30 protein-coding genes are annotated in these 26,439 nt (G+C 67.3%); 18 read left to right on the forward strand and 12 right to left on the reverse strand.

The annotated features are described in order from the left end of the window. Positions 1–26 precede the first annotated feature (26 nt). From BSP_RS08550 to BSP_RS08580, 7 genes are all read left to right on the forward strand, one after another. Positions 27–587 (forward strand): adenylate kinase, encoded by a 561-nt coding sequence (locus BSP_RS08550; protein WP_054766908.1) that lies wholly within the window; start codon positions 27–29, stop codon positions 585–587. Positions 588–617: 30 nt separating this feature from the next. Then, positions 618–1,358: an energy transducer TonB gene (locus BSP_RS08555; protein WP_054765475.1), complete on the forward strand. Its 741-nt coding sequence runs from the start codon at positions 618–620 to the stop codon at positions 1,356–1,358. A gap of 276 nt (positions 1,359–1,634) precedes the next feature. After that, the gene (gene rpsM / locus BSP_RS08560; RefSeq protein ID WP_054766909.1) at positions 1,635–2,003 is read left to right on the forward strand and encodes a 30S ribosomal protein S13; all 369 of its coding nucleotides are present in this window, start codon (positions 1,635–1,637) and stop codon (positions 2,001–2,003) included. 14 nt (positions 2,004–2,017) lie between these two features. Continuing rightward, positions 2,018–2,407, forward strand: coding sequence for a 30S ribosomal protein S11 (rpsK, locus tag BSP_RS08565; RefSeq protein ID WP_054765476.1), 390 nt, complete (start codon positions 2,018–2,020; stop codon positions 2,405–2,407). A gap of 91 nt (positions 2,408–2,498) precedes the next feature. Next, positions 2,499–3,518 (forward strand): DNA-directed RNA polymerase subunit alpha, encoded by a 1,020-nt coding sequence (locus tag BSP_RS08570; RefSeq protein WP_054765477.1) that lies wholly within the window; start codon positions 2,499–2,501, stop codon positions 3,516–3,518. A 107-nt stretch (positions 3,519–3,625) separates the two neighbouring features. Further along, complete coding sequence (gene rplQ, locus BSP_RS08575; RefSeq protein ID WP_054765478.1) at positions 3,626–4,045, forward strand: 50S ribosomal protein L17; 420 nt, start codon at positions 3,626–3,628, stop codon at positions 4,043–4,045. 94 nt (positions 4,046–4,139) lie between these two features. Then, positions 4,140–4,598 (forward strand): GNAT family N-acetyltransferase, encoded by a 459-nt coding sequence (locus BSP_RS08580; protein ID WP_054765479.1) that lies wholly within the window; start codon positions 4,140–4,142, stop codon positions 4,596–4,598. 32 nt (positions 4,599–4,630) lie between these two features. Here the strand turns inward: BSP_RS08580 and BSP_RS08585 are convergent, their stop codons facing one another. Further along, positions 4,631–5,488, reverse strand: coding sequence for a hypothetical protein (locus tag BSP_RS08585; RefSeq protein ID WP_054765480.1), 858 nt, complete (start codon positions 5,486–5,488; stop codon positions 4,631–4,633). Further along, entirely contained in the window at positions 5,478–6,404 is a 927-nt protein-coding gene (locus BSP_RS08590) for an ABC transporter ATP-binding protein (RefSeq protein WP_054765481.1), read from the reverse strand. The genes BSP_RS08585 and BSP_RS08590 overlap by 11 nt, the downstream gene beginning before the upstream one ends. Before the next feature lie 162 nt (positions 6,405–6,566). Here BSP_RS08590 and BSP_RS08595 point away from each other — a divergent pair, with 162 nt between their 5' ends. After that, positions 6,567–7,601: an FAD-binding oxidoreductase gene (locus BSP_RS08595; protein ID WP_152949966.1), complete on the forward strand. Its 1,035-nt coding sequence runs from the start codon at positions 6,567–6,569 to the stop codon at positions 7,599–7,601. Here BSP_RS08595 and BSP_RS08600 read toward each other — a convergent pair. After that, complete coding sequence (locus tag BSP_RS08600; protein WP_152949968.1) at positions 7,598–8,332, reverse strand: TonB family protein; 735 nt, start codon at positions 8,330–8,332, stop codon at positions 7,598–7,600. The two genes, BSP_RS08595 and BSP_RS08600, sit on opposite strands and share 4 nt — an antisense overlap. 180 nt (positions 8,333–8,512) lie before the next feature. Between BSP_RS08600 and BSP_RS08605 the strand changes: the two genes are divergently transcribed. Further along, entirely contained in the window at positions 8,513–9,310 is a 798-nt protein-coding gene (locus tag BSP_RS08605; RefSeq protein ID WP_054766910.1) for a transglycosylase SLT domain-containing protein, read from the forward strand. Between the two features lie 110 nt (positions 9,311–9,420). Further along, positions 9,421–10,563 (forward strand): DUF2336 domain-containing protein, encoded by a 1,143-nt coding sequence (locus BSP_RS08610; RefSeq protein ID WP_152949970.1) that lies wholly within the window; start codon positions 9,421–9,423, stop codon positions 10,561–10,563. Between the two features lie 31 nt (positions 10,564–10,594). Here the strand turns inward: BSP_RS08610 and BSP_RS08615 are convergent, their stop codons facing one another. The 3 genes from BSP_RS08615 to BSP_RS08625 form a co-directional block, all read right to left on the reverse strand. After that, positions 10,595–11,071: an Hpt domain-containing protein gene (locus tag BSP_RS08615; RefSeq protein ID WP_152949972.1), complete on the reverse strand. Its 477-nt coding sequence runs from the start codon at positions 11,069–11,071 to the stop codon at positions 10,595–10,597. Positions 11,072–11,136: 65 nt separating this feature from the next. Then, complete coding sequence (locus BSP_RS08620; protein WP_054765486.1) at positions 11,137–11,916, reverse strand: NAD kinase; 780 nt, start codon at positions 11,914–11,916, stop codon at positions 11,137–11,139. Positions 11,917–11,948: 32 nt separating this feature from the next. Further along, positions 11,949–13,073, reverse strand: a complete 1,125-nt coding sequence (locus BSP_RS08625) for a DUF2336 domain-containing protein (RefSeq protein WP_227975897.1) — start codon at positions 13,071–13,073, stop codon at positions 11,949–11,951. 187 nt (positions 13,074–13,260) lie between these two features. Between BSP_RS08625 and BSP_RS08630 the strand changes: the two genes are divergently transcribed. The 4 genes from BSP_RS08630 to BSP_RS08645 all read left to right on the forward strand — a co-directional run bounded on the left by BSP_RS08630 (position 13,261) and on the right by BSP_RS08645 (position 19,202). Beyond that, on the forward strand, positions 13,261–14,025 hold the full coding sequence (locus BSP_RS08630; RefSeq protein WP_152949974.1) for a class II aldolase/adducin family protein: 765 nt from the start codon (positions 13,261–13,263) through the stop codon (positions 14,023–14,025). Positions 14,026–14,063: 38 nt separating this feature from the next. Beyond that, positions 14,064–14,786: a hypothetical protein gene (locus BSP_RS08635; RefSeq protein ID WP_224761402.1), complete on the forward strand. Its 723-nt coding sequence runs from the start codon at positions 14,064–14,066 to the stop codon at positions 14,784–14,786. 109 nt (positions 14,787–14,895) lie between these two features. Next, positions 14,896–15,996 carry an efflux RND transporter periplasmic adaptor subunit gene (locus tag BSP_RS08640; RefSeq protein WP_054766912.1) on the forward strand — a complete coding sequence of 367 codons (1,101 nt, stop codon included), beginning with the start codon at positions 14,896–14,898 and terminating at the stop codon, positions 15,994–15,996. Next, positions 15,996–19,202: an efflux RND transporter permease subunit gene (locus tag BSP_RS08645; RefSeq protein ID WP_227976106.1), complete on the forward strand. Its 3,207-nt coding sequence runs from the start codon at positions 15,996–15,998 to the stop codon at positions 19,200–19,202. The genes BSP_RS08640 and BSP_RS08645 overlap by 1 nt, the downstream gene beginning before the upstream one ends. Before the next feature lie 4 nt (positions 19,203–19,206). Here the strand turns inward: BSP_RS08645 and BSP_RS08650 are convergent, their stop codons facing one another. Continuing rightward, positions 19,207–19,710: a cytochrome c family protein gene (locus tag BSP_RS08650; protein ID WP_054765489.1), complete on the reverse strand. Its 504-nt coding sequence runs from the start codon at positions 19,708–19,710 to the stop codon at positions 19,207–19,209. A 165-nt stretch (positions 19,711–19,875) separates the two neighbouring features. Here BSP_RS08650 and BSP_RS08655 point away from each other — a divergent pair, with 165 nt between their 5' ends. From BSP_RS08655 to BSP_RS08665, 3 genes are read left to right on the forward strand one after another with little or no spacing between them, the layout of a single operon-like run. Next, positions 19,876–20,142: a FeoA domain-containing protein gene (locus BSP_RS08655; protein WP_054766914.1), complete on the forward strand. Its 267-nt coding sequence runs from the start codon at positions 19,876–19,878 to the stop codon at positions 20,140–20,142. Continuing rightward, positions 20,142–22,025 carry a ferrous iron transporter B gene (locus BSP_RS08660; RefSeq protein WP_152949976.1) on the forward strand — a complete coding sequence of 628 codons (1,884 nt, stop codon included), beginning with the start codon at positions 20,142–20,144 and terminating at the stop codon, positions 22,023–22,025. The genes BSP_RS08655 and BSP_RS08660 overlap by 1 nt, the downstream gene beginning before the upstream one ends. Positions 22,026–22,058: 33 nt before the next feature. After that, positions 22,059–22,823, forward strand: coding sequence for an A24 family peptidase (locus BSP_RS08665; protein WP_152949978.1), 765 nt, complete (start codon positions 22,059–22,061; stop codon positions 22,821–22,823). On the opposite strand, the gene BSP_RS08670 is transcribed toward BSP_RS08665, so the two are convergent. The 4 genes from BSP_RS08670 to BSP_RS08685 all read right to left on the reverse strand — a co-directional run bounded on the left by BSP_RS08670 (position 22,820) and on the right by BSP_RS08685 (position 24,765). Next, the gene (locus tag BSP_RS08670; protein ID WP_054765492.1) at positions 22,820–23,446 is read right to left on the reverse strand and encodes a TetR/AcrR family transcriptional regulator; all 627 of its coding nucleotides are present in this window, start codon (positions 23,444–23,446) and stop codon (positions 22,820–22,822) included. The two genes, BSP_RS08665 and BSP_RS08670, sit on opposite strands and share 4 nt — an antisense overlap. A gap of 139 nt (positions 23,447–23,585) precedes the next feature. Next, entirely contained in the window at positions 23,586–23,804 is a 219-nt protein-coding gene (locus tag BSP_RS08675) for a hypothetical protein (protein WP_054765493.1), read from the reverse strand. Between the two features lie 141 nt (positions 23,805–23,945). Then, positions 23,946–24,188 (reverse strand): DUF378 domain-containing protein, encoded by a 243-nt coding sequence (locus BSP_RS08680; protein ID WP_054765494.1) that lies wholly within the window; start codon positions 24,186–24,188, stop codon positions 23,946–23,948. A 328-nt stretch (positions 24,189–24,516) separates the two neighbouring features. Then, positions 24,517–24,765 (reverse strand): hypothetical protein, encoded by a 249-nt coding sequence (locus BSP_RS08685; protein WP_054765495.1) that lies wholly within the window; start codon positions 24,763–24,765, stop codon positions 24,517–24,519. A gap of 53 nt (positions 24,766–24,818) precedes the next feature. Between BSP_RS08685 and BSP_RS08690 the strand changes: the two genes are divergently transcribed. Next, positions 24,819–25,538, forward strand: a complete 720-nt coding sequence (locus BSP_RS08690) for a Crp/Fnr family transcriptional regulator (protein ID WP_054765496.1) — start codon at positions 24,819–24,821, stop codon at positions 25,536–25,538. Between the two features lie 3 nt (positions 25,539–25,541). Here the strand turns inward: BSP_RS08690 and BSP_RS08695 are convergent, their stop codons facing one another. Continuing rightward, a complete protein-coding gene (locus BSP_RS08695) occupies positions 25,542–26,348 on the reverse strand; it encodes an SDR family oxidoreductase (RefSeq protein ID WP_152949979.1) in 807 nt (268 codons plus the stop codon). Positions 26,349–26,439 lie beyond the last annotated feature (91 nt).

The raw sequence follows: 26,439 nt of genomic DNA on the forward strand, positions 1-26,439 counted from the left end.
AGAAGACGCCTGGGGAGGACTTGCGCGTGAACTTGATCCTGTTTGGACCGCCGGCGGCGGGCAAGGGGACCCAGGCCAAGCGGCTGGTGGAAGAGAAGGGCATGATCCAGCTCTCCACCGGCGACATGCTTCGGGCCGCCATCGCCTCGGGCTCGGAGCTGGGCCTCAAGGTCAAGGACGTGCTGGCGCGCGGCGATCTGGTGACGGACGAAATCGTCATCGCCCTGATCGAGGATCGTCTGCCGGAGGCCGAGGCCGCCGGGGGCGCCATCTTCGACGGCTTCCCCCGCACCGTAGCCCAGGCCGAAGCCCTGGACGCCATGCTGGCCAAGCGCGGCGCCCAGATCGACGCCGTGGTCCGGCTGAAGGTCGACGACGCCGCCCTGCTGGAGCGGATCGCCAAACGCTACGCCGAACAGGGCCGCCCGGATGACAATCCGGAGACCTTCGCGGTCCGTCTGGACGCCTACAACCGCAACACCGCCCCGCTGCTTCCCTATTATGAAGCCCAGGGCAAGTTGACCGAGGCGGACGGCATGGGCTCGATCGAGTCCGTCGCCAAGGCGATCGACGAAGCCCTGGCGTGACCCAAGTCGTTTTCGGGCGTTTGGGAACGGATGCCTGAAACCGAGATCCAGTCTGACAGAAGGCGCGCCCGCAGACGCTGGCGCGCCTTCGCCGTCTTCGGCGGGGTCGCCGCCGCCGAAATCGCCCTGATCCTGATGCTGGGACAGGTGAAGGGCCGGCCCCCCCGGACCCCCATGGCGGACGGCCCCCCGCCGTTCGAGGTGCTGCTCTATGATACGCCGCCGCCGATCCTGGAGCGCCCCTCTGCGCCCAAGGCGGGGGGAGGGGCGCCGGCCGCGCCCTCGCGCATTCACACGCCGCCCAAGCCGCAGCCAGATCGCCCGCGCGAACTGCCGTCGCCGTCGAAGCCGGCGCCCCAGCCCGCCCCAGTCGTGGGCGTCGCGCCTTCCCCCTCGCCGGAACCCGGGTTGGGTCAGGGCGGCCAGGGGACCGGCGCGGGTTCCGGCGTCGGCGCGGGGTCCGGGCCGGGCAGCGGCTCGACGGGGCCGCGCCTGATCACGGGGCCGTCCATGGCCCAGGTCCGCGCCAACCACCCGCGCCAGGCCCGCAGCCGCTACGGCCGAGTCGAACTGTCTTGCCGCATCCGGTTAGACAGCCGGCTGGAAGCCTGTCGCGTGGTGGAGGAGACCCCTGTCGGCCTGGGCTTCGGGGCGGCGGGACTGGCTGTGGCCGACTATTTCCGTTTCCAGCCGCCGACCGAGAACGGGCGTCCCCTCGAGGGGCAGCAGGTGACGGTGGGCGTCGACTTCGGCATTCCCCCGCGTCGCTGATCCACCGCTTCGCAGGGTGGCGGCCTAAGCCCCTTGACCGGAACCCGGTTGCGGCGTTCAACATTGATGCACAGAGGCTGATCGCCGCCGTTCGAGGCGGGTCTGAGTGACGGTTTAGGCGGTGGACCGAAAAAGTCTGGCCGGCAGGGTTGCGCGCAGCCGTTGACGCCCGGTGAATCATCTGTATAAGGGCGCCTTCCCGCGAAGGGCGCCACGCTCCTGGTTTGTTAACCGGAGCGTTTGTTGCGTCTGAATAACGCGTATCTGGAGAATTTCGTGGCCCGTATCGCTGGCGTCAATATCCCGACCAACAAGCGCGTTGAAATCGCGCTTCAGTACATCCACGGCATCGGCCCGGCCGCCGCCAAGGACATCACCGAAAAGGTCGGCATCGAAGCCGCCCGCCGGGTGAACCAGCTGACGGACGCCGAAGTCCTGTCGATCCGCGAGACCATCGACCGCGACTATACGGTCGAGGGCGACCTGCGCCGCGAAACCTCGATGAACATCAAGCGTCTGATGGACCTGGCCTGCTATCGCGGCCTGCGTCACCGCAAGGGCCTGCCGGTCCGCGGTCAGCGCACCCACACCAATGCTCGCACCCGCAAGGGTCCGGCCAAGCCGATCGCCGGCAAGAAGAAGTAAGAGAGAGCTGACCGATGGCCAAGGAACCGGGTCGCGTAAAGCGCCGCGAACGCAAGAACATCACCTCGGGCGTCGCCCACGTGAACGCCAGCTTCAACAACACCATGGTGACCATCACCGACGCGCAAGGGAATGCGATTTCCTGGTCGTCGGCCGGCCACATGGGCTTCAAGGGCTCGCGTAAGTCCACCCCGTACGCCGCCCAGATGGCGGCCGAGGACGCCGGCAAGAAGGCCCAGGAACACGGCCTGAAGACGCTGGAAGTCAACGTCTCGGGTCCGGGCTCCGGCCGTGAGTCGGCTCTGCGCGCCCTGCAGGCCGTGGGTCTGACGATCACCACCATTCGCGACGTCACCCCGATGCCGCACAACGGCTGCCGTCCGCCCAAGCGTCGTCGCGTCTAAGCGACACCGCCCAAAGCACCCCCATCTCCGTCGGCTCCACCATGGCCTCGTCGACAAGGCCGGAGCCGACGAAACCCGTTCGAGGGACAAAATGATCGAAAGAAACTGGCAAGAGCTGATCCGTCCCGAGAAGCCGCAGATCGAGATCGGTTCCGACGCCCAGCGTAAGGCGCGTCTGGTGGCTGAGCCTCTGGAGCGCGGCTTCGGTGTGACGCTCGGCAACGCCCTTCGTCGCGTTCTGCTGTCCTCGCTGCAAGGCGCGGCGGTGACCGCCATTCAGATCGACGGCGTGGTTCACGAATTCTCGTCGCTGGAAGGCGTGCGCGAGGACGTGGTCGACATCGTTCTGAACATCAAGCAACTGGCGCTGCGCATGCACGCCGAAGGCCCCAAGCGCATGACCCTGCGCGCCACGGGCCCCGGCGTGGTGACGGCCGGCCAGATCGACGTGCCGGCGGACATCGAGGTTCTGAACCCCGATCACGTCATCTGCACCCTGGACGACGGCGCCTCGATCCGCATGGAGCTGACCGTCCAGAACGGCAAGGGCTATGTGGCGGCCGAGTTCAACCGTCCGGAAGACGCGCCGATCGGCCTGATCGCCGTCGACGCCCTGTACTCGCCGGTCAAGAAGGTGGCCTATCGCGTCGAGCCGACCCGTCAGGGCCAGTCGCTGGACTACGACAAGCTGCTGCTGGAAGTCGAAACCAACGGCGCGGTCACGCCGGTTGACGCTGTGGCTTACGCCGCGCGCATCCTACAAGACCAGCTCCAGATCTTCATCACCTTCGAAGAGCCCAAGAAGGCTGTCGAGCAGTCGGACGGCAAGCCCGACCTGCCCTTCAACCCGGCCCTGCTGAAGAAGGTGGACGAGCTGGAGCTGTCGGTCCGTTCGGCCAACTGCCTGAAGAACGACAACATCGTCTACATCGGCGACCTGATCCAGAAGACCGAGGGCGAAATGCTTCGCACCCCGAACTTCGGCCGCAAGTCGCTGAACGAGATCAAGGAAGTTCTCGCGACCATGGGGCTCAGCCTCGGCATGGACGTGCCGAACTGGCCGCCCGAAAACATCGAAGATCTGGCCAAGAAGTTCGACGACCAGATCTAAGTTCAACCCTCCGCCCGTCTCCTCTCGGGGAGAATGTCGGGGCGGTTAGAAGATTACGAGCCTAGGTCTCCCCAGGAGATACCGGGTTCGGAGTAGGAGAGACCCTGATGCGCCACGGCGCCGCCCATCGTAAACTCGGTCGCACGACCAGCCACCGCACCGCCATGTTCGCCAACATGGCCGCCTCGCTGATCAAGCACGAGCAAATCACCACGACCCTGCCCAAGGCGAAGGAACTGCGTCCCTTCGTCGAGAAGCTGGTCACCCTGGCCAAGAAGGGCGACCTGCACGCGCGTCGTCAGGCCATCAGCCAGGTCCGCGACGTGCCGCAGGTCGGCAAGCTGTTCGAAACGATCGGCCCGCGCTACGCCGAACGCAACGGCGGCTATATTCGGATCATGAAGGCCGGTTTCCGCCACGGCGACAACGCCCCGATGGCCGTGATCGAGTTCGTCGATCGCGACGTCGAAGCCAAGGGCAAGGACTCCGGTCCGGTCCTGGCCTACGAAGGCGACGACGAGGCTTAAGCCTTTCGTCTCTGACGCGACTGAACACCGAAAGGGCGGCCGGAGCGATCCGGCCGCCCTTTTGCTTTGAGCGGCGATCGGGCAAGAGGCGGCCATGTCCGTCGCCATCGTCCAATTCCGCCCCGACCACGCCGCCGCCTGGGCCCGCTTGAACGAGGCCTGGCTGGCCGAGGGCGGTTTCGCCGTCGAGGCCAAGGATCGGCGCTCCATCGACGATCCGCACGGGGTGTTCATCGCCGGCGGAGGGCGGATCTTCATCGCCGAGCGGGACGGGGAGGCGGTCGGCTGCTGCGCCCTGATCCGTATGCCCGACGGGTTCGAGGTGTCGAAGATGACGGTGACGCCCGCCGCGCGCGGCTTGGGCTTGGCGCGGCGTCTGCTGGAGGCCTGCGAGGCGGCGGCCCGGGCCGAGGGCGCGACCCTGCTGTATCTCGAGACCAACAGCGCCCTGAAGCCGGCCATCGCCCTGTACGAGAGCTTCGGCTTCGTCCACCTGCCGCCCCGCCCGACCCCCTACGCCCGCGCCGACGTCTTCATGGAGAAGCGGCTCTAACGGCTGTCAGGGGGGCTTCAGCCCGCCTCCGCCTATTCCTTCGACAGATCCTGACGCTGGAACCAGGCGATAGAGGCTGCGACCGGCGCGACGCACCACAGGACCAGGCTGACCACCGCCTTCATGACCACGCCCTCGGGCAAGGGCATGGGGCCGGGAGCGAGGGCGGCTTTCAAAGTGTCATAGGCCAAGCCGGGCAGCATCAATTGCGCGGCCCAGTCACTCGGCTCCCAGCCGAGAATGGGCAGCAGCGGTCCCCCGAGGATGGTCTGGGCGAAACCCAGGGCCCAGGGGGCGAACAGGGTCGCCAGCAGGGACCGGCTGACGACCGCCGCCAGTAGGGCGATGAGGCCGTATTGAACGATCCGGATGTAGGACAGAAGCCAGGTCAGAAGGAACTGAACCAGGTCGAAGTCGGACAGGTCGAAGCTCATCGGCCGTCCGGCCACCAGGGCCTGTGTGACGAAGAAGATGAAGGCGGCGATCAGCATGGCCAGCATGGCGATCATGGCCAAGACTTTCATCACCCCGATCTTGCCCAGGATCAGCCAGGGTCGGCCGTTGCGAGCGCTGATCAGTCGCCAGGTCTCCCAGCGGTAGTCGCCGGCGTAGACCGCCGCCGCCGCCAGCAACATGAAGACCAGCAACACGCCGTTGGCGCCGTTGCCGGCCGCAAAGCCGAAGGCCTCGGCCAGATTGACGGGCTGATTGCCCAAGGTCGCGGGCAGATTGGCCTTGGCAGCCAGTGCGTCGCCCTTGGCCTTGGTCATGATCTGGTAGGCCAGCCCGCCGAAGACGAACAGCAGCGGCGTCAGCAGGATGCTGAAGAAGAGCGTCGTCCGGTTCCGCGAGACGCGATAGGCCTCGGATTTCAGCGCATCAACCAGCATGATCGGTCCCCTTGTCGGGCGCGCCCTGTACGCCGGTCCAGCCGGTTTCGCTCATGAAGACGTCTTCCAGGTCGGCGCCGATCCAGCGGGCCTCTTCGATATCGACCCCGGCCTCGACCAGGGCGCGGATGGCCGCCGGCGTCTCGGCGCGGGTCAGGGCGGCGACCAGGGCGTCGCCGTCCAGCGTCGCCTTGTCGCCCAGCACCCCCATGGCCTTGGCGAGCGGGGTGGCCGAAAGGCGCAGACGTTCGCCTGAGGCCGTCAGGTCCGAAACCCGGCCTTCGGTGATCACCTTGCCCTTGTTGAAGATGGCGACGCGATCGCAGACGCGCTGGACCTCCTGAAGCTGGTGGCTGGCCAGGATGACGGTGACGCCGTCGTCGTCGGCCAGGCTGCGGATCAGGGCGCGCATCTCCTGGATGCCGGGCGGGTCCATGCCGCTGGTCGGTTCGTCCAGAATGACGAGGTCCGGCTTGGTCATCAGGGCGGCGGCGACGCCCAGGCGTTGCAGCATGCCGACCGAGAAGCCGCGCACCCGCCGGTCCGCCGCCTCGGCCAAGCCCACTCGCTTCAACCAGGCCTCGATGTCCGAAGACGCGACGCCGCCGTGGGCGTAGCCCAGCCAGACCAGGACCTGACGCGCGGTCATGAAGGGAGGGAAGCGCGGCGTCTCGATCATCGAGCCCATCCGCCGCGTCGCTGCCGGATCGCCGATCCGGCCGCCCATGACCGTCGCCTCGCCCGCAGTCGGGCGGATCAGGCCGAGCAGGGTGCGAAACAGCGTCGACTTGCCGGCGCCGTTGGGGCCGAGGATGCCGTAGACGCCGCCCCGCGGGATCGACAGGGTCAGGCCGTCCAAGGCCTTCACCGTCCCATAGGTCTTGGTCAGGCCGCGGATCTCGATGACGGTTTGCATAGGATGAGCTTGGCGCGAGAACGGCGTTCCCACAAGGCGTCGTGCGGCTGTCGTCCATTAAGATTAGGCAATGGTTCGGCGGGCGCCGGCGCACGGCTAGGACCAAAGGTCCAAGGGCGGCGGCTTGCATTCTGAGCGGCCTGGGCCGATCTGGGGCGCGTGATGTCATCCCCTGCCATAGTGATCGTGGGCGCCGGCGTGCTGGGCCTGAGCACCGCCTTCAGCCTGACCCGGCGGGGGCATGCGGTGACGGTCATCGACCCGGGTGGTGCGAATGCGTCGAGCGTGGCGGCCGGCATGGTGGCGCCGGCGATGGAATCTGTCCTGGACGACGTTACGCCCGAGACGGCGGCCCTGTTCCGCGCCGGACGCGACCTGTGGCCCGACTTTGCCAAGGCGGCTGGCGTCGCCTTGGCGCGCCGACCGGCTGAATGGCGCGGCGGGGACGTCGCCGGCCTGGCGGCGCGATTCGAAGCCCTGGGTTTTGAGGCGCGTCGGACCGGCGACCGGCTGATCACGGAGGAGGATTATCAGATCGACCCCGGCCAGGCCTTGGGCGCCCTGGCCCAGGCGGTGGCGCAGGCTGAAGGCGGCGCTGTGGTGCAGGACCGCGTCTCGGCCCTGGTTCAGACGGCCGACGGCTGGTCGATCGAACTGGGCCGACGCAGCCTGTCCGCCGCCGCGGTCGTGCTGGCGACGGGGGTCGAGGCGGCGATAGAGGGGGCCCCGGAGGCGACGCGGCGGCTGGTCGACGGCGTTCAGCCCATTCGCGGCCAGATCGGCGTGACCGGCGAGACTCTGGCGGATCATGTGGTGCGCGGTCCCGGCGCCTATGTGGCGCCGATGGCCGGCGGAACGGTGATCGGCGCGACGATGGAGCCGGGGCGTCGCGACGCCGCGCCGGACTGGACCATGGGCGAAAGGCTGAGCCAGGCCGCCTGGCGCGTTCTGGGTCGGACGCCTGCGCCGCTGGACATCGACTGGCGTGTCGGGGTGCGAGGCGCTTCGGCAGACGGCCTGCCGATGGCGGGCCCTGCGCCGGACGGCAGGGCCCTGTTTTTGGCTCTGGCCCCCCGCCGAAACGGCTGGCTGCTGGGGCCGATGGTCGGGGCCGTCGTCGCCGATGCGATCGAGGGGCGAACGCCGCAAGCCTACGCCCGCGCCCTCGATCCTCGGCGATTGCAGGCCGAAACCTAGTCCTCCATTGCGAAGCGGACGGTGAAGTTCACCGTCGCCCCATCCACCGGACGGCCGTCGACCGTGCGAGGGTTCATCCGGAAGGCGCGCGTCAGGCTGAGAGCCGCCCGACCGAAGCCTTGGCCGTTCGGAGTCTCGCCGGCGACGCGGCAGGCGGTCAGGCCGCCGTCGATGCGAACCAGGCAGGACAGGGTGGCCGCGCCCGAAACCCCGTCTTCGGCCGCCCGACTGGGATAGGCCCGCGCCATCTGGGCGGCGGAGGGGCGGCTGGCCCAGCTGGGGTTGTTGATGACGGAGACGGCGCGGATGGGCGTTTCGACCGTTGCGGTTCCACCCTCGACTCCGCTGGGGGCCGTGCTGATGACGGGCAGGCCGGGCGAAGCCGTGACCGCCGAAGGCTCGGGCGGCGTCAGAGCCACGGTCTCGACATTGGCCGGCGCAGGGTTGCGGGGCGGGTGGATCGGCGTCGGCGGCGCCGCGACCTTCTGGGTCGGTTCGGGCTCGGGCTTGCGCTTTGGCGGCGCGAGACTGACCGTCACATGCGGCAGTTCATCGATCACCGGCTCCGGCTTCAACTCGAACCGCTGGGTGTAGAGCGCCACGCCTATGCCGACATGGACCAGGATCGAAACCCCGATGGCGGCCGGCATCCAGCGCGGCATCGGTTTCTTGCGTTCCCCATAGTCGATGGGGTTGACGGCGCCGGGGCCTCCGGCTGCTCGGATCATCATATCGACACTCCCTCGTTCACCGCCCCCGCAGCGCCCGTAACCGAAAGTGAGCGCCCAGGTTGTGGCGGGATTGCGGCGGTAATTCAGTGGCCGACGAAGGTCGAAAGCTTGACCTTACGGTTAAAGCCGTCCTTAACGATTAAGAGTTGGTTAACCATGTTCGACGAGGCTCCGCCTGTTATGGGCATCCGGGCGATTCCATCTTCGGGCGGCGTTGAGGCGGCGATTCAGCGCGCGTCTCAGGCGGTGGGCGTCGATTACGACTTCCTGGTCAAGACCGCCCGGCGCGAGAGCGCGCTCAATCCTTCGGCCAAGGCGCCGACCTCATCGGCGGCGGGTCTCTTCCAATTCATCGAACAGACCTGGTTGGCCACCGTCAAACAGCACGGCGCCCAGCATGGGTACGGCCAGTACGCGGATCTGATCCACCGCGGCGCCGACGGGCGCTGGCGGGTCGAGGGTTCGGCCCGCAATGTGGTTCTGGACCTGCGGTTCGATCCACATGCGGCCTCGACCATGGCGGCGGAGCTGACGGCGTCGAACGCCGCCTATCTGCGGGGCCGCACCGGCAAGGAGCCCGGCGCGGGCGACCTCTATGCGGCCCATTTTCTGGGACCGGCGGGTGCGGCCAGTCTGATGACGGCCATGGACCGCAACCCGGGCGGCAGCGCGGCGGCCCTGTTTCCCGAAGCGGCCCGCGCCAACCGCAGCATCTTCTACAAGGACGGGCGGCCGGCCACGGTGGCTGAGGTCTACGCCAATCTGCAGCGCACGGCCGGGACCGGGGCGCCGGCGGCGGGCGTCGGCGACGAGCGGCCCGTGGCGCCGGAACTCAGCGACCGGGACCAGATGCTGGCGGCCCGCCTGGATCGCTTGAAGCAGGATCAGGGGCTCTTGGCCCTGTTGCTGGGGCAGGACGGATCGGCCGGCGGCGGCTTCGGCGGCGCCTTCTCGCCGGACGACGCCCAGGGCGCCTAAACAGGTTTTGCGCGGGCGGAAATTCTGCCGAAACGCCCCGATGGTAAACTGGGCGTTAAGCATGGCAGGATGATCGTATCGGGGACGCCCGATTCCCGAACGAGCCATCCATGACCGCCTATCGCGCCCGACTGACCGAGACGGATATCCAGCGCCTGATCAAGGCGACGGAGGACGACGACCGGGCGGAGGCGGCCTATAAGCTGTGCCGCAGCATGGATCGCGCCGATCTGGACGAACGGGACCGCGAAGCCGCCCAGAAGATTCTGCGCCTCCTGGCCAACGATGCAGCCGAACTGGTCCGGCGGGCCATGGCTGTGACATTGAAGGCGTCGGATCTGCTTCCGATCGACGTGGCGCGTCGGCTCGCGGCCGATATCGACAGCATCGCCCTGCCGGTGATCAGCGCTTCTCCGGTCTTCAGCGACGAGGATCTTATTGAAATCGTCCGCGCCGGTTCGCCTGTGCGCCAGGTCGCGGTCGCCGGCCGGCCGCGCGTGTCGCGCGACGTCGCGGGCGTGCTGGCGGATGTCGGTTGCGAACAGGCCGTGAGAATGCTGGCGGCCAATGACAACGCCGATCTGTCGGAACAGGCCCTGGGCGTGATCGTGGACCGGTTCGCCGCCTCGCCCGAGGTGGTTACCGCTGTCGCCTATCGCCAGGTTCTGCCGCTGCATGTGACCGAGCGGCTGATCGCCCTGGCCAGCGAGACGGTGCGAGAGCATCTGGTCGCCCGGCATGCGGTGGCGCCCGAGACGGCGATCCGTCTGGCCCAGTATGCGCGCGAACGGGCGACCGTCGATCTGGTCGATCAGGCGGCTTCCAGTGCGGACATCGGCGCCTTCATGGCCCAGTTGAACCTTCGCAAGTCGCTCAACGCCTCCCTGCTGCTGCGCGCCCTGGCGCGCGGCCAGATGACGATGTTCGAACATGGTCTGGCGGAACTGGCCAATACGCCGCATCAGCGCGCCTGGCTGATGATCCATGACGCAGGTCCCCTGGGCTTGAAGGCGATCTATGACCGGGCCGGTCTGCCGCCGCGCCTGTTTCAGGCGTTCCGCGCCGGGGTGGACACCTGGCGGGCCCTGTCCTCCGAGGGGGCGGACACCTCCAGCGACCTGTTCCGCCAGCGCATGCTGGAGCGTTTCCTGACGCAGCGACCGAACGTGCTGCGTGAGGATCTGGCCTATCTCATGGAAAGGTTGGACCAGCCCCAGAGCCGCGGGTCGGCGGCGGCCGCCAGCGCCGCCTGACCGACGGCGCCCGGCTCAGGCCCCACTCGGTTCAGGCCGCGCGGTATTCGGCGACCTTGGCTTCCAGGGTCTCGGCCAGGGTGCGGCCGACAGGATGTTCGTCTGTCTTGATCTGGTCGCGCACCACGGCGCGGATGGCGTCGATATGGGCGTCAAGAAGCGTGGTCGGCGCCTGCATCCGCTTGCCGGCGTCGTCCAGCATCTTGCACAGCGATCCGGCGATGCGCGTGACCAGCGGATATTCATAGGTGGTGCCCAAACCCTTCAGGTCATGGGCGCGGAAATAGAGGTTTTCGGCCGTCTCGGGCGTATAGCCCTCTTCGCGAATTCGGCCCTGGGCGGCGTCCAGCTTGACGATCTCGTCCTTCAGCCACTGATCGAACTGAGCCGCCATGGCCTTCAGGGCTTCTTCGGCTCGCGCAACGGCGTCGGCGTTGATGCCGAAACCGCCGCCGACCTTCATGCGGAGGGCGTTGGGCGGACGAATGACGTGCGAAGGATCGCTCATGACGGGCTCCCAGAAATTTACGCGAACCCTAACGGGCCGCTCTTAAGAAGCCGTGTAGGGGGGGGTCAGTTGGTGAACTGTTCCGTCATCACCCGTTCGTCGAAGGATCGACCGGCGTCGAACAACATGGTCAGGGCGACGTCGCGCCGCTCGCGCACCTCGACGCTGGCGACGCGCCGAACCTCGAAATTGTCGGCCGTGGCTGAGACGGGCCTCTTGTCCGGTTCCAGCACGTCGAAGCGCACCCGAGCCTCGTGGGACAAAAGGGCGCCGCGCCAGCGCCGGGGCCGGAAGGCGCTGATCGGCGTCAGCGCCAGGATGCGCGCGTCCAGCGGAATGATCGGCCCGTGGGCGGATAGATTGTAGGCGGTCGATCCGGCCGGCGTCGCCACCAGACAGCCGTCGCAGGACAGCTCCTCCAACCGAACCTTGCCGTCCACCGTGATTTTCAGCTTGGCGCTCTGTCGCGTCTGACGCAGCAGGGACACCTCATTGATGGCCAGGCCCGTATGCACCTCGCCCGCTTCGGTCCAGGCGTCCATCTGCAACGGATGGATGACCGTGCGTTCGGCGGCGACGATTCGGGCGATCAGATCGTCCTCGTCATAGTCGTTCATCAGAAAGCCGACCGAGCCCCGGTTCATGCCGTAGACGGGCGTCCGGCGGCGCAGATTGCCGTGCAGGGTCTCCAGCATCTGGCCGTCGCCGCCCAAGGCGACGATGACGTCCGCCTGTTCTTGCGGCACGGCGCCGTAGCGGGCGATCAGAGCCTGACGCGCGGCCTGGGCCTCTGGACGGTCGCTGGCGGCGAAGGCCAGGGCGGGAGCGGGCGGGATCTGGGTCACGGCCGAACGAGAGCCCTAGCTTGACCGCGAAGTCAAACGATCGCGGTGCGCTCCATTATCTGGCGAAAGGCGCGGGCGGCCGAACGGCTGTTCATCGGCGTCGCGCTCCATGCGCCCCCGCCGGGCCGTCCGTCGGTCAGTTTGCGGACTTCCGACAGCACATTGGCGAAGACCGCTCGATCCAGTCCGACTGCGGTGCAGGCCAGATAAAGCGGCTCCGCAGTAGACGAGTGGATGGCGGAGCGCACCTGAGCCGGCGTGAATCCTCCCAGTTGCACCAGGGCCTGTTCGAACAGGCTCAGACGCTGTTCGCGCAAGGCTCGGATCAATATGCCGGGCCGAAGTTGCCCGGCCGCCTGAAGCTTGTCGACCAGACGTTTTTCCATCTCTTGCCGCTCGCGATCGGCGTTGCGGCCGGTGGGTTGCAACGGCCGCCAAGTGGGGGAATGCACCGCCTTGGCCGCCGCCTCCCGCACCGCCGCGTTCAGGCGGGCGTCGTCGATCTTGAACCGCTCGCCGATGGACTGCCGCAGGGCCTGTCCGACCCATTGGTACAGATCATGGGCGAGATCTGCGTTCAGGCGGGGGTGACGGGTCAGGGGCGCGCGAAGACCGGCGATACGCCGGGAATGTTCGATCAGACGACGCATGGCCGCATCGCTGATGTCGGCGGTCCGGTTCGACGCCAGGGCCGTCATGGTCACGGGATCGGCCTGATCCACGATCGCCTCTACGACCCCATGAGACAGGTGCGGCCGCCGCGCCACGGCGATCTGATGCTCCAGCGTGGTCTCCAGCAGGATCCAGATCAGGTCCGCGTCCTGCAACAGGGGGCTGGCGGCGATGACCGGCGCCGCGATCTCGATCTCGTCCAGCGCCAGCATGTTGATCAGAGCCGGCGGGGCCCAATCCGCTGCGGCGAGGCGTTCGGACAGCAGGCGGCGAATATCCCGCTCGGCCTGGGCGGCCAGGGTCAGGAAGATTTCCGCCAGGGCGGGCGCCAGGGCGGTGTTCGGCGGCGCGGCTTCGCACAGGGCGACCACGCCCAGCAATAGTCGCCGACGGTCGTCCGGCGCCTTGCTGCGCGCCAGGTCGATCAAATCCAAAGCGGGGTCGCGCGCGGGCGACGGCGATCTGAGCTGGGCGACAGCGGACAAGGCGGCGGCTCCGACGCGGGAAGGTACCGCTTGCAACTGTGACGCCTGGTCATGAAGACGCGGTTAATGAAATCTGAAGTGCGGCGGTTAATGCGCGTGTCGTTCGGGCTCGACTTGACGGACGCAGGCTGCGGAGGGACGGTTGGGCAAGGCCCGTCAGAGGCCCGCCCTAGGATAGGAGACCCCCATGGCCGACGACGCCGTCCTCAGTCTGAAATCTCGCGTCTCCGAGGCGGAATGGCGCACCCGGGTGGAGTTGGCCGCCCTCTATCGGCTGGTCGCCCTCCACGGTTGGGACGACATGATCTTCACCCACATTTCGGCGCGCGTTCCGGGGGCGGAGCATCATTTCCTGATCAATCCCTACGGCTACTATTTCGACGAGATCACCGCCTCATCCCTGGTGAAGGTCGATCTGGACGGCAACATCGTTCAGGAGACCGCCGACTTCATCAATCCGGCGGGCTTCACCATCCATTCCGCAGTCCATGCGGCGCGGGAAGACGCAAAGTTCGTGATCCATCTCCATACGGTGAACGGGGTCGGGGTGGCGGCCCAGCAAGGCGGTTTGTTGCCGATCAGCCAAAACGCCTGTTTACTACAGCATCAGGTTGCGTATCATGGATACGAGGGGTTGGCCCTGAACCATGACGAGCGCGAACGTCTGGTCGCCGATCTGGGGGACAAGCCGCTGATGCTGTTGAGAAATCATGGCACGCTCGCGGTCGGGGAAACGGCGGCTCAGGCATGGATCGGCATCTTCTTCCTGGAAAGAGCCTGCGCCCAGCAGGTCGCCGCCCTGTCGGCGGGGCCGGATCAAGTCTTGATCGCGCCCGATCAGGCCCAGGCGGAGACCAAGGCGCAGGGCCGGGGGATCGGCTTCGTCGCCGCCCTGGCCTGGCCCGGGGCGCTGCGGCAGCTGGATCGCAAGTCGCCCGGCTACGACGCCTGACCGCAGCGGCGGCGGGTCTGGCGCTCGCCTGGCCTGCCTTGGCGCAGGCGGGAGCCTGGAACCCGCCGAAGGGCCAGGGGCAGGCGATCATCAAGTATGAAAACCAGCGGGGCGATACGGGCTTCGATCCTTCAGGTGAGGAGGTTCCCCTGCCGGCCCAGCGCCGTGATGCGGCCCTCGGCCTGTTCGCCGAATATGGAGTAGGCGACGCCCTGGCGATTCGGTTGAAGGCGGATTGGCAGGACGGAGAAGACGCCTTCGTCGATTATCAGGGGCGCGGCCCGGTGGAAATCGGCGCTTCTTGGCAGGTTTGGCGAGACGACGGCGGCGCCGTCTCCGTCTACGGCGGCTACGCCTGGGCGGGGGAGGGGCGCAATGCGGGCTATGCGGCGCCGGGAATCGGCGAACATGATTGGGAGGCGCGGGTGTCGGCGGCGCGGTCCCTGGGCGAAATGGGCGGGCGATGGGGGATGGACCAGTCCTTCGTCGAACTTCAGGTCGCGCGTCGCCTCCGCGACGATCTGCCCAATGAGACCCGGATCGACGCCACCATCGGGGCGCGGTTCGACGCACGATGGCTGATCCTGGGGCAAGCCTTCGCAGGCGCGGCGGACGGCGGCGCGCGCTGGCTGTCGCTCGAAGGTTCCCTCGTCAGGGATTTCGGCGACTGGAGTCTTCAGGCCGGCTGGCGGCAGACTGTCGCGGGCCGCGAGGCGGCCGTGGTTCATGGGCCGGTTGTGGCGATCTGGCGCAGGTTTTGACGAAAACCGCGCGACGGAATTCGCCGTAAGTCACGTTACGGATAGGTAAGGTTGCGCGCCCGAGAGAAGACGCTAAGCGTGCACGTCCTCTGAATTGAAAGTCTGTTGCGTGATCAAACGCCACTTCTTCCTCGTCGCCGCAGCGATCCTGCTGGGGCTGATGGTTCTCGCCGCCGTGCTGAAGCTGGCCTTCGCTGAAGACGAGGGGGCGGGCGGTCCCGGCGGCGGCGGTCGTCGCGGCGGCCAGCAGGTGTCCGAGGCGGTCGTCGCGCAGAAGCCCTTCTCCGACCAGATCCGCGTCCTGGGCGTGGCGCGCGGCCAGAGGTCGGTGAACATCACTTCCTCCACGACCGAGCTGATCACGCGGGTCCTGTTCACGGACGGCCAGAGAGTCTCGGCCGGGGCGCCCCTGGTCGAACTTCAGGCCCGCGAAGAGGATGCAGCCATCATCGAGGCGCGCGCCAATGTCGCCCAGGCGCAACGCGAATACGACCGCTACAAGGCCCTGGCTGATCGCGGGGTCGCCCCTCAGGTCTTGCTGGAACAGGCCGAAACCGCCCTGGAGACGGCGCAGGCGTCCCTCCAGGCGGCGCAGGCCCGACGCGGGGACCGAGTGATCCGCGCCCCCTTCGCCGGGACCCTGGGTCTGACCACGGTGACGCCCGGCACCCTGGTCAATCCGGGCGCCGTGATTGCGACCCTGGACGATGTCTCGACCATTCGCGTCGATTTTCCTCTGCCCGAACGGTACCTGAACCTGCTGCGGCCGGGGACGCCGATCACCGCGACCGCTGACGCCTATGGCGACGCGCCGTTCCAGGGCCGGATCGCCCTGATCGACACCCGCGTCAATGAGACGACCCGCGCGGCCACTGCCCGGGCCGAATTCCCCAATCCCGGCGGCCGCATTCGCCCAGGCATGCTGCTGAGGGTCTCGGTCCAACAGGGACAGCGGCAGTCCGCCGCAGTTCCCGAGGCCGCCGTTCAATATGAGGGCTCGGGCGCCTTCGTCTATCGGATTGCCCCCGGCGCCGAAGGTTCGACCGCCCAGAGGGTCGAGGTCGAGACTGGGGCCGTCGAGAACGGTTTTGTCGAAATCCTGTCCGGCCTGGAGGTCGGCGATCGGATCATCGGTTCGGGTCTGAACCGCATTCAGCCGGGCGCCGCCGTCAGCGTCGCCGGCGCGCGTCGTCAGGCCGCCGCCAAATGATGCTCTCTGATGTCTCGGTGCGGCGGCCCGTATTCGCGGCCGTCGCAGCCATCGTCCTGTGCGTGATCGGCCTTGCGGCCTTCTTCTTCCTGCCGGTTCGCGAACTGCCGGACGTGGATCCCCCGATCGTCTCGATCAACACCAGCTACGCCGGGGCCTCGGCCGAGGTGATCGAGAGCCGGATCACCGAGCCGATCGAACAGCAGATCGCCGGGATCCAGGGTGTCGAACGGATCAACTCGACCAGTCGGGACGGCCGGTCGAACGTCAACATCGAGTTCTCCCTGGACCGCAATATCGACGATGCGGCCAATGACGTGCGCGACCGGGTCAGCCGGGTGGTCGGCGCCCTGCCGGATCAGGCGGATCCGCCGGAGGTGGCCAAGGCCGATTCCGACAGCCAGCCGATCATCATCGTCTTCCTGCGCTCGACCACGATGAATCGGCTGCAGCTGACCGACTACGCCGACCGCTATCTGGTGGACCGGATGGCGACCGTGCCCGGCGTGGCCCAGGTCAACATCTATGGCGAGCAACGCTATTCGATGCGGATATGGCTGGACCCCGCCGCCCTGGCCGCGCGCGGTCTCACCGTCACCGACGTCGAGACCGCCCTGACCAGCCAGAACGTCGAACTGCCCGCCGGTTCGCTGGAGTCGACCGCCAAGAACTACACCGTGCGCGTGGCCCGCAACTACGCCCGGCCGGAAGACTTCCGCCAGCTGCCGATCGGAACGCGCGGCTCGGCCTCCACCTCCGCCTCGGTCGCCACGGGAACCGGCAGCGGCTCGTCGGCCATCATTCAGGGCCAGCCGACCTATGTCACCCGCCTGGGCGACGTCGCGCGTGTGGAAGAGGCGCCGGAAGAAGACCGGCGCCTTTTCCGCGGCAACAGCATGGACCAGATCGGCCTGGCCGTGACCCGTCAGGCCCAGTCGAACGACCTGGCCATCTCGGACGGCGTGCGCAAGATGATCGACGAGATCCGGCCCAGCCTGCCGCCCGGCGTGACGCTGGAGATCGGTTCGGACAATTCGGTCTTCACCTCTCACGCCATCGACGAGGTCTGGATCACCATCGGCATCTCCATGGCCCTGGTGGCCCTGGTCAACTTCATCTTCCTGGGGAGTCTGCGTGCGGCCCTGATCCCGTCCATCGTGGCCCCCATCTGTCTGCTGGCGACCTTCATCGTCCTGGCGCCCCTGGGCTTCTCGCTGAACCTTCTGACCCTGCTGGCCCTGGTGCTGGCGATCGGCCTGGTCGTGGACGACGCCATTGTGGTGGTCGAGAACATCCAGCGGCGGCTGGACCACGGCGAGCCGCCGCTGGTCGCGGCCGAACGCGGCGCGCGCCAGGTCTTCTTCGCCGTTGTGGCGACGACGGTGGTGCTGCTGTCCGTCTTCGCCCCCCTGCTGTTCCTGCCCGGCTATGTCGGGCGGCTGTTCGTCGAACTGGCGGCGGCGATTGCGGCCGCCGTGGCCTTCTCGGCCTTCCTGGCCTTGAGCCTGTCGCCGATGCTGGCCTCCAAGATCCTCAAGCCGGCCGAAGGCGGCGGCTGGCTGGCGCGCCGGGTCGACTGGGGCATGGACCGGCTGAAGACCTCCTACGGCCGTTCGCTGGAGATGCTGCTGGGGCGCCGCGCGGCGGTGATCGGCGTCGGCGTCCTGATCGCCCTGGTCGCGGCCGGGGCGGCCGGCATCTTTATGGCCCTGCCCAACGAACTGGTGCCGGATGAAGACCGGGGCCGCGTCTCGGTCCGCGTCGCCGGGCCGGAAGGGGCGGGCTTCGACTACACCCGAAAGATCATGATGGGTCTGGAGCCCCTGCTGGCCGACTACAAGACCAGCGGCGAGGCCGATTCCTATCTGATCTCGGCGCCGGGCTTCGGCGGGGGCAGTTTCAACTCGGGCAACGGGGTGCTGGTCCTGTCGGACTGGTCCAAGCGCGAGCGGTCGGCGGCCGAGATCGCCCAGGAGCTGAACCGCAAGCTGCGCGGCCAGACGGACGCCCAGGTCAACGCCTCGACGCCGGGCGCCTTCCAGCGCGGCGGGGGCAATTCCAACTCCATCGAATTGATCGCCACCGGCACCGACTATCAGCAGATCTACAACTGGCTTCAGCCCCTGTTGGCTGCGGCTCAGAACAATCCGGGCTTCTCGCGGCCGCGCCTGAACTATGAGCCCAACTCGCCGCGCCTGCTGGTGGACGTCGATCCGCAGAAGGCGGCGGCCCTGGGCGTATCCTCGCAATCGATCGGCCGCACCCTGGAGACCATGTTCGGCTCACGCCGGGCCACCACCTATATCAAGGGCGGCCAGGAGTATGACGTCATCCTGCAAACGGAACGTCAGAACCGGCGTGAAGTCTCTGACCTGGAAGCGCTTTATGTGCCGACCGGTTCTGGGCAGCTGGTGCCGCTGGCGGCGGTGGTGACCACCCAGACCTCGGGCGACACGCCCGATCGCCGCCGGCTGGATCGCCAGCGGGCCATCACCCTCCAGGCCGATCTGAACCCCGGCACGACGATCGAAGACGCCGTTCAGTTCCTGCGCGCCGAAGCCGCCAAACAGCCCCAGGGCGGGGTGGTGGTCCAGTGGGGCGGGGCCGCGCGCGATCAGCAGGAGGCGGGCGGCGCCGTCCTGGCCGCCTTCGGCCTGGCGCTTCTGCTGGTCTTCCTGGTTCTGGCGGCCCAGTTCGAAAGCTGGATCACCCCGGCGGTCATCATGCTGACCGTGCCCCTGGCGGCGGCGGGCGGTCTGTTCGGCCTGTTGATGGCCGGGTCCAGTCTGAACATCTACAGCCAGATCGGCCTGATCATCCTGATCGGGGTGGCGGCCAAGAACGGCATTCTGATCGTGGAATTCGCCAATCAGCTGCGCGATCAGGGCCGGTCGATCCGGGAGGCGATCATCGAATCCTCCTCCCTGCGCCTGCGCCCCATCATCATGACCTCCATCGCCACCGCCTTCGGCGCCCTGCCCTTGGTGCTGTGGCAGGGGGCGGGGGCCGGCAGCCGTCAGACGATCGGCGTCGTCATCTTCACCGGCGCCATCTTCGCCACCGTCCTGACCCTGTTCGTCGTGCCGGTGATCTACGGCCTCCTGGCTCGCTTCACCAAGTCGCCCGAATGGACCGCTCGCAAGATCGAGGAGTGGGAGGCCCAGGAACTGCGTGAGGGCGGACCCAAGCCGATCATCGAAGGCTGACGCCTCAGGAGGCGGGCGGCGTCGAGGCCGCAGGGCGGTATCCCGTCTCCACCTTCAGGAAGGCGATCACGTCGCGCCGGTCCTTGGCGTCGGGCAGACCGGCGAAGGTCATCTTGTTGCCGGGCAGGAAGCCGCGCGGATTCTGCAGCCAGCGGTCCAGCGCCTGGGCGTCCCAGACGAAATCGGCCGTCCGCAGGGTGTTGGAATAGTTGTAGCGCGGCCGCTCGCCCGCCTTGCGCCCGAACACGCCGTACAGATTCGGCCCCGCCATGTCCGGCCCGTCCCGGCCGATGGTGTGGCAGGCGCGGCAACGCGCGAAGACGCGACGTCCATTGTCCAGATCTCCCGTATTGTAAGGGGCGGGAAGGGCGGCGAGCAGATCGGCCCTCTCCGTCTCCGTCAGGGCGGACGGGGCCTTGGATTGAGGCGCGCCGCCCTGATCTCCGTTCGGACCGCAGGCCGTGAGCGTCAAAACAAGGGGGACGGCGGCGAGGGTGAGGTGACGCATCGCAGGCTCCGATTTTGCAGCAGGTTAGGCCGCCCGATAGGGCAAATGTCCAGCGCGGCAATTGGTCAAGGTGTCCCGCTGGACGGACGGGGGGCGCACCTGATAATCACTGTCAAAGAAGATGCGCGACCCCTGGTGCGGTCGCCCGCCCGTGTGAGCCTAGATTTGACCGATACGATAAAGCTGAGCCAGGCCCGACGCGGCGACCGCGGCGTCATTGTCCAGGTGGGCGGCCATTGTCACCATAAGGAGCATGAGGTCGAGTTGGAGCGCCGCCTGCTCGAACTGGGCTTCGTCGAGGGCGCCGAGGTCGAGCTGCTGCACGAAGGCCTGTTCGGGCGCGACCCGATCGCGCTGAAGGTGGACGACATGCGCGTGGCCCTACGTCGGCGTGAGGCCGCCAGCCTGATCATCCGCCGGGTCGCCGCCTGATGGACATGGCCCTTAAGACCGCCCGCGTCGCCTTGGTCGGCAATCCGAACAGCGGCAAGACCGCCTTGTTCAACGCCCTTACCGGCGCGCACCAGAAGGTCGCCAACTACGCCGGCGTCACGGTTGAGCGGAAGGAGGGGCTGATCCGAGCCGCCTCCGGCCGGACGATGTCGGTTCTGGACCTGCCGGGCACCTACTCGCTGCGGGCCCGCAGCCCCGATGAGGAAGTGACCCGCGACGCCGTCCTTGGCCGTCTTGCCGGAGAGACCCCGCCGGATGTGGTGGTCTGCGTCGCCGACGCCACCAATCTGCGTCTGGTTCTGCGCCTGATCCTGGAGTTGAGGGCCGTCGGCCGGCCCATGGTCCTGGCGCTGAACATGTACGACATCGCCCAGCGCCAGGGGCTGCGCATCGACCTGGAGACCCTGTCCGCCGAACTGGGCGTGCCGATCATCACCACAGTGGCCACCCGCAAGCGCGGGATCGAGGACCTGATCGCGGCTGTCGAGGCGAAGGTCGAGGCGGCGGCGGTCGAGGGTGAAAACCGGTGGAGCAGCCCTGATTCCGCCGCCCTGCGCCATGCGGCCCGCGAGGCCGAGCGGATCATGAAGGCTTGCGTGCGCCCGCCCGAGCGGCCCGACACCCTGACCGGAAAGATCGACTCGGTTCTGCTGCATCCGATCGCAGGGATGGCGATCCTGTTTGTCCTCCTCTTTGTGATGTTCCAGGCCGTTTTCAGCTGGGCCGCCCCCCTGATGGACGGCATCGAGGGGGCGATCGGCTGGATCGGCGGCCTGGTCGCGGCCCTCATCCCTGATCAGGGCGCGGGCGGCCTGATCCAGAGCCTGATCGTCGATGGGATCATATCCGGCGTCGGCAGCGTGCTGGTCTTCCTGCCGCAGATCCTGATCCTGTTCCTGTTCATCATCGCCCTGGAAGACTTCGGCTATATGGCCCGCGCGGCCTTTTTGATGGACAAGATCATGGGCGGCGCCGGCCTGCACGGGCGGGCCTTTATCCCCCTCTTGAGCAGTTTCGCCTGCGCCATACCCGGCATCATGGCCGCGCGGGTGATCGACTCGCGCCGCGACCGGCTGACCACCATCCTGGTCGCGCCCCTGATGACCTGCTCGGCCCGGATCCCCGTCTATACGCTGATCATCGCGGCCTTCATTCCCAGCCGGACCGTCTGGGGCGTCGTCAATCTGCAGGGACTGGTGATGTTCGGCCTCTACGCCGCCGGGATTCTCAGCGCCCTGTTCGTGTCGCTTCTGATCCGCAAGGTGTTCTGGCGCGGCGCGGTGGAGCCCTTCATGATGGAGCTGCCCACCTATCGGCTGCCGGACCCCAAGAGCGTCGCCTTCAACCTTTGGCTTCGCGCCAAGATCTTCATCAATCGCGCCGGCCGGATCATCCTGCCGCTGGTCATTCTGCTGTGGGTTCTGGCGACCTTCCCCTATCCGCCCGAGAACGCGACCCTGCCGGATATCGACTATTCGTTCGCCGGCATGATCGGCCGGGCGCTGGAGCCGATCTTCGCCCCCATCGGCTTCAACTGGCAGATGGTCATCGCCCTGATCCCCGGCATGGCGGCGCGTGAAGTGGCGGTCGCGGCGCTCGGCACCACCTACGCCATCGCCGATGCGGAGAATGCGACCGGCCTTCTGGCCTCGACCCTGTCGGCCCAGTGGTCCCTGGCGACGGCCCTGTCCTTCCTGGCCTGGTACATCTTCGCGCCCCAGTGCGTCGCCACCCTGGGTGTGGTCAAGCGCGAGACGAACTCGACCAAATGGACCTGGATCATGATCGGCTACATGTTCGGACTGGCCTATCTGGCGTCCTTCGTGACCTATCATGTGGCGGCGGCCCTCGGAGGCGGCTAAGCGGGGGCGGTTCTTCACCGTCCGGACCCAGAGATGAGCCCTGTCCTCGCCGCCGTCGTCATGGGCCTTCTGGGCCTGATCATCGGCAGTTTCCTGGCGGCCGTCAGCGTCCGCCTGCCGCGTGACGAGGACATAGTGCGCGCCCGGTCGCGGTGCATGGGGTGCGACCGGGTCCTGAGGCCGTGGGAACTCGTCCCCCTGTTCAGTTGGGTCGTGTTGCGCGCCCGCTGCGCCCGGTGCGCCGCGCCCATTTCTCCACGGTATCCTTTGATCGAGCTGGCGGCGGCCGCAATCGGCGTCTGGACGGGTCTCTGGGCCGGCCTCAACGGCGGATCGATCCTGATGACGGCGGCGACCGCGATCCTGGGATGGCAGCTGCTGCTGATCGCGATCGTCGACGGCGAGAACTTCTGGCTTCCCGACATCCTGACCTGGCCGCTGGCGGCGACGGGACTGATCGCGGCGGCGCTGTCGGGATGGGACCAGGCGATCGCCCATCTGATCGGCGCGATCGTCGGGTTCGGGGGGCTGTGGCTGGTCGCCTGGCTGTACAAGCGGGTCCGGGGACGAGACGGGCTGGGGGGCGGCGATCCCTTCCTCTTTGCGGGCGCCGGGGCCTGGGTCGGATGGATCGGCCTGCCCAGCGTTCTTCTCTGGGCCTCGGCGGCGGGCCTCAGCCTGGTGTTCGGCCTGCTGGTGGTGCGCCGCTCGGTCAGCGCGACGGACAAACTGCCCTTCGGCGTCTTTCTGGCCGTCGGAATCTGGCTGACCTGGCTTTACGGGCCGCTGGGGCTTTAGCGGCCGGTGGTCAGTTTGACGATGATGATGGCCGCCGTGTCCAGAATGGCCTCGGGCGTGTCGGCGCGGCGCAGCAGGTCGAAGCTGGCGGCGGTGGATTCGGCGATGGAGGCGATCTGGTAGGAGGCCAGTCGGGGATTGTAATCCTTGGGATGGAGGCCCGCCGCATGGGCCTGGGCCACCCGCCGTTCGATCGCCAGATGCAGGCGGCGCAGGCGGCGCACGCGGCTTTCGACAAAGGCCGCCTCGCCGTTGTCGGCCAACATATGCTCGACCCTCAAAACTTGTCCGTGATCGCGCCAGACCGCCATCACGTCCAGAATGAAGGCGCGGCCGATGGCGAAGGCCCTGTCGCCGGGCCAGTCCGTCTGGAAATGCGCGGCCAAACCCTGGAAATCGGCCGCCGCCGCTTCACACAGGGCCAGAACCGGTTCCTCGACCGACTTGAAATAGGTGTAGAAATTCGAAGGCGAGACGCCGGCGGCCGAGGCCACGTCCGCCACGCGAATCTCGCCGTAGTGCCGCGCGTTGAGCAGCGTCCGCGTGGCGTCCAACAGGGCCTGACGGGTCCGGCCGCCCCGCGCGCCGATCTTGTGCCCCAGCTTGTTGGTCGTGTCGCCCATATCCCCAATGGTCGAAAAGAGGTGATATGCGGCGGCGGCCCCGAGGGCGGCGCCGACCGTGACGACACGGCCCGCATAATCGATACGGCGCAGCCTAGCCGACCGACTCGCAAAAGGCCAATGCCGGGAAGGTTCGACCTCAGTCAAACGGCAGGATGAAGACGCCGTCGTATCCGGCGCCGGCGTCCTGGCGGGGCAGGGCCACAAATTCCCGCCCGGCGCTGGACAGCACCTCCCGCACCAGTTGATCGAAGGCGGCGGCGTCATCCCGTTCGGACTTCAAGATGGCGAAGCCCTCTTCAGTCGGTTCGACCCGGTACCCCGCGCCCTGCTTCAACTCTGTGAGCGACAAACCCATCGAACGCGCGGCTCCTCTATCCAGGATGCCTTCGCACAACCCTGATGTGTCGTAAACAACATGGGTTGGTTCGATACGGAAGAAGGGCCGTCCGACGGACGGCCCTTCGATGATCCAGGACAGAGATCCTTGAAGCGTGGATCAGCTGCGGACGGGCGCGCGCACGCCGGCTTCCGCTCGGGCCTCATCGGTCTTCAAGGCGGCGAGGAAGGGCATGATCTGCCAAAGGGCGGACAGGCCGACCAGCACATAGACGATGCGGGACAGGGCCGAGCCGTCGCCGAAGAGGGCGGCGACCAGATCGAAGTCGAAGGCGCCGACCAGACCCCAGTTGAGGCCGCCGACGATGACGAGGAGGAGGGTGACGAGGTTGAGGATTTTCATGAGCTTTCTCCGTGATTGTAAGGAAAGAAGCTTCGACCGGTCAGGCCGTTCCATCGTCGCCTTGTCCGCGTCGCCTCTGGCGGAAACCGGACAGACCGCAACCCTTGCGGTCGTCATTGTCCATTTGCCGACACGGGGCAACGCGGCCGCGCGGCGCCCATTGAGGCGGGGACGCCGACATTGGCGGTCCGGGATTCTCGCGCTTGCCGCCCTTCGACCCCACACCCCTCGTTCAGAACATAGAGAGCCTGTTTCGCCGGCTCCGCCTCGTGGGCGTTCTCGGCGGAGCGGCCGTTCTGGCGACCCTGTCCGCCCTGGCGATCCTGCGCTAATCGAGCGGCGGCAGAGGATCGTCCGGCGGGCCGGCCGCCACCCGGACTTCATAGATCGGCGGTCCCGCGTCGTGGAACAGGACGAGCGTGAACGCCGTCTGGTGTACCCCTTTCAGCGCATGGTCGCGGATCAGGTCGCCCACAGCCAGCAACGCTTCGCATCGGGCTGCGTTGTCATCCCCAGCCATAAGCTGAAGACGCTCCTCCATGCCGGCGACGCCGATTTTCAGGCGGTATTTCCTCATGGAGCCTATACGTGAGAGGCGGGGCTTGGATGTCGCTTAGCTCAATTTGTTCAATGCTGGACGTTCTCGTCCAGAAGTTCGAACGTCGTGACGATCTGTCGCCGGCTCAGAGGCGGGCCATTCTTCGACTGCCCGTCGAGCGTCTCCAGGCGAGCGCTGGGGAAACGATCGTGCGCGAGGAGCGGCGTCAAACCTCGAGCCTGCTGCTGCTGTCCGGTTACGCCGGACGGGTCGCCTTTGTTGGAGACGGCGGGCGGCAGTTCACCCAGATCGGGCTGCCCGGCGACTTTCTGGACCTGCACAGCCTGGTTATGAAGCGGATGGAAAACGGCGTCATGGCCATTTCCGACTGCGAATTAGCGACCATCCCCCATTCCGCTCTTCGCCGACTGGCCTCGCGCGATCCCCATCTGGCGCGAATGTTCTGGCTGGAAACGGTGGTGGATGCGGCCATCCACCGGGTCTGGCTGGTCGGCATGGGACGTCAGGACGCCCAGGCGCGCATGGCCCACTTCTTCTGCGAGATATTCACCCGGCTGGAGCCGGTGGGGCGAACCGCCGAAGGGAGCTTCGACTTTCCCCTTAACCAGAATGATCTGGCCGATGTTCTGGGCCTGTCGTCCGTTCATGTGAACCGAACCCTGATGGCGCTGAGGGCGGCCGATCTCCTCGACGTGCGCGACGGCCGCGCCGTCATCAAGGATTGGGACGGCCTGAGCCGCGTCGCAGAGTTCGACCCCCAATATCTGCGTCTCTGGAAGGAGGCGGTTTAAGCCTCAGGCGCCCGAGCCCGGCTCCGCCATCTTGCGATGCCTTTCGGCCAGGACGGTCTGGGGGGTGATCGCCGCCATCGCCGCCTGGACCTTGTTGCCGAGACCCGCCACCACGTCGCCGTCGCCTCGCTTCATCGCCGCATAGCCCGCCTTTGCGACATCCTCCGGGTTCGCCTTGTCGCCCTGGGCGACCTTGGTGTCCATCATGTCGGCGCGCTCGAAGAATCGGGTGTCGGTCGGGCCGGGCATCAGGACGGTGACCGACACCCCTGAGTCCTTCAGCTCATTGCGAAGGGCCAGGGAGAAGCTGTCCACGAAGGCCTTCGAACCATTGTAAACGGCCTGGAAACTGCCCGGCATCAGGCCGGCGATCGAGCCGGTGAACAGGATGCGGCCTTGGCCGCGCGCCCGCATGGTTCTGCCGATCAGATGGACCAGACGCACCGTCCCGGTGATGTTGGTGTTGATTACATGAAGGATCTCATCGAACGGCTGGTCCAGAAAGGCTCGGCCCAGCCCGTGACCGGCGTTGGCGGCCAGGGCGTCGATCGGACGCTCGCCGATCAGCGCTCTCAAGGACTGCACCCCCTCTTCAGAGGCCAGGTCGACCTGAAGGGCCTCGACATGGGCGCCCAATCCCTCAAGCGCCTGCATCGCCTCAGCCAATGGGGTGTCGGCGGCGATGACGAGGTCGTAGCCGTCCTGGGCGAACAGCTTGGCCAAGGCGTAGCCGATCCCCGATGAGGCCCCAGTGACCACGGCCAGCGGCCGAACGGTTTCTGCAGCGGTTTGATCCAGGGCGTCGGTCATTGATGAACTCCGGCTTTTCAGCCTGACCAACTCACGCCTGGGCCCAGTGTTCCGTCCAAGACTCGACGGAACGAAGCCGGCGCCGCTCGGT

Origin of the sequence: Brevundimonas sp. Bb-A, assembly GCF_009394735.1 — a bacterium.
Taxonomy (GTDB): Bacteria; Pseudomonadota; Alphaproteobacteria; order Caulobacterales; family Caulobacteraceae; genus Brevundimonas; species Brevundimonas aurantiaca.

Excerpts from the sequence above, each read along its gene's own strand:
- BSP_RS08680 (WP_054765494.1), bottom strand. The coding sequence starts at position 24,188 with ATGAAAATCCTCAACCTCGTCACCCTCCTCCTCGTCATCGTCGGCGGC.
- BSP_RS08570 (WP_054765477.1), top strand. The coding sequence starts at position 2,499 with ATGATCGAAAGAAACTGGCAAGAGCTGATCCGTCCCGAGAAGCCGCAG.
- BSP_RS08610 (WP_152949970.1), top strand. The coding sequence starts at position 9,421 with ATGACCGCCTATCGCGCCCGACTGACCGAGACGGATATCCAGCGCCTG.
- BSP_RS08555 (WP_054765475.1), top strand. The coding sequence starts at position 618 with ATGCCTGAAACCGAGATCCAGTCTGACAGAAGGCGCGCCCGCAGACGC.
- BSP_RS08695 (WP_152949979.1), bottom strand. The coding sequence starts at position 26,348 with ATGACCGACGCCCTGGATCAAACCGCTGCAGAAACCGTTCGGCCGCTG.
- BSP_RS08645 (WP_227976106.1), top strand. The coding sequence starts at position 15,996 with ATGCTCTCTGATGTCTCGGTGCGGCGGCCCGTATTCGCGGCCGTCGCA.
- BSP_RS08580 (WP_054765479.1), top strand. The coding sequence starts at position 4,140 with ATGTCCGTCGCCATCGTCCAATTCCGCCCCGACCACGCCGCCGCCTGG.
- BSP_RS08690 (WP_054765496.1), top strand. The coding sequence starts at position 24,819 with ATGCTGGACGTTCTCGTCCAGAAGTTCGAACGTCGTGACGATCTGTCG.
- BSP_RS08675 (WP_054765493.1), bottom strand. The coding sequence starts at position 23,804 with ATGGGTTTGTCGCTCACAGAGTTGAAGCAGGGCGCGGGGTACCGGGTC.
- BSP_RS08660 (WP_152949976.1), top strand. The coding sequence starts at position 20,142 with ATGGACATGGCCCTTAAGACCGCCCGCGTCGCCTTGGTCGGCAATCCG.
- BSP_RS08595 (WP_152949966.1), top strand. The coding sequence starts at position 6,567 with ATGTCATCCCCTGCCATAGTGATCGTGGGCGCCGGCGTGCTGGGCCTG.
- rpsK (WP_054765476.1), top strand. The coding sequence starts at position 2,018 with ATGGCCAAGGAACCGGGTCGCGTAAAGCGCCGCGAACGCAAGAACATC.
- BSP_RS08665 (WP_152949978.1), top strand. The coding sequence starts at position 22,059 with ATGAGCCCTGTCCTCGCCGCCGTCGTCATGGGCCTTCTGGGCCTGATC.
- BSP_RS08685 (WP_054765495.1), bottom strand. The coding sequence starts at position 24,765 with ATGAGGAAATACCGCCTGAAAATCGGCGTCGCCGGCATGGAGGAGCGT.
- BSP_RS08670 (WP_054765492.1), bottom strand. The coding sequence starts at position 23,446 with ATGGGCGACACGACCAACAAGCTGGGGCACAAGATCGGCGCGCGGGGC.
- BSP_RS08585 (WP_054765480.1), bottom strand. The coding sequence starts at position 5,488 with ATGCTGGTTGATGCGCTGAAATCCGAGGCCTATCGCGTCTCGCGGAAC.
- BSP_RS08630 (WP_152949974.1), top strand. The coding sequence starts at position 13,261 with ATGGCCGACGACGCCGTCCTCAGTCTGAAATCTCGCGTCTCCGAGGCG.
- BSP_RS08605 (WP_054766910.1), top strand. The coding sequence starts at position 8,513 with ATGGGCATCCGGGCGATTCCATCTTCGGGCGGCGTTGAGGCGGCGATT.
- rplQ (WP_054765478.1), top strand. The coding sequence starts at position 3,626 with ATGCGCCACGGCGCCGCCCATCGTAAACTCGGTCGCACGACCAGCCAC.
- BSP_RS08650 (WP_054765489.1), bottom strand. The coding sequence starts at position 19,710 with ATGCGTCACCTCACCCTCGCCGCCGTCCCCCTTGTTTTGACGCTCACG.
- BSP_RS08600 (WP_152949968.1), bottom strand. The coding sequence starts at position 8,332 with ATGATGATCCGAGCAGCCGGAGGCCCCGGCGCCGTCAACCCCATCGAC.
- BSP_RS08590 (WP_054765481.1), bottom strand. The coding sequence starts at position 6,404 with ATGCAAACCGTCATCGAGATCCGCGGCCTGACCAAGACCTATGGGACG.
- BSP_RS08615 (WP_152949972.1), bottom strand. The coding sequence starts at position 11,071 with ATGAGCGATCCTTCGCACGTCATTCGTCCGCCCAACGCCCTCCGCATG.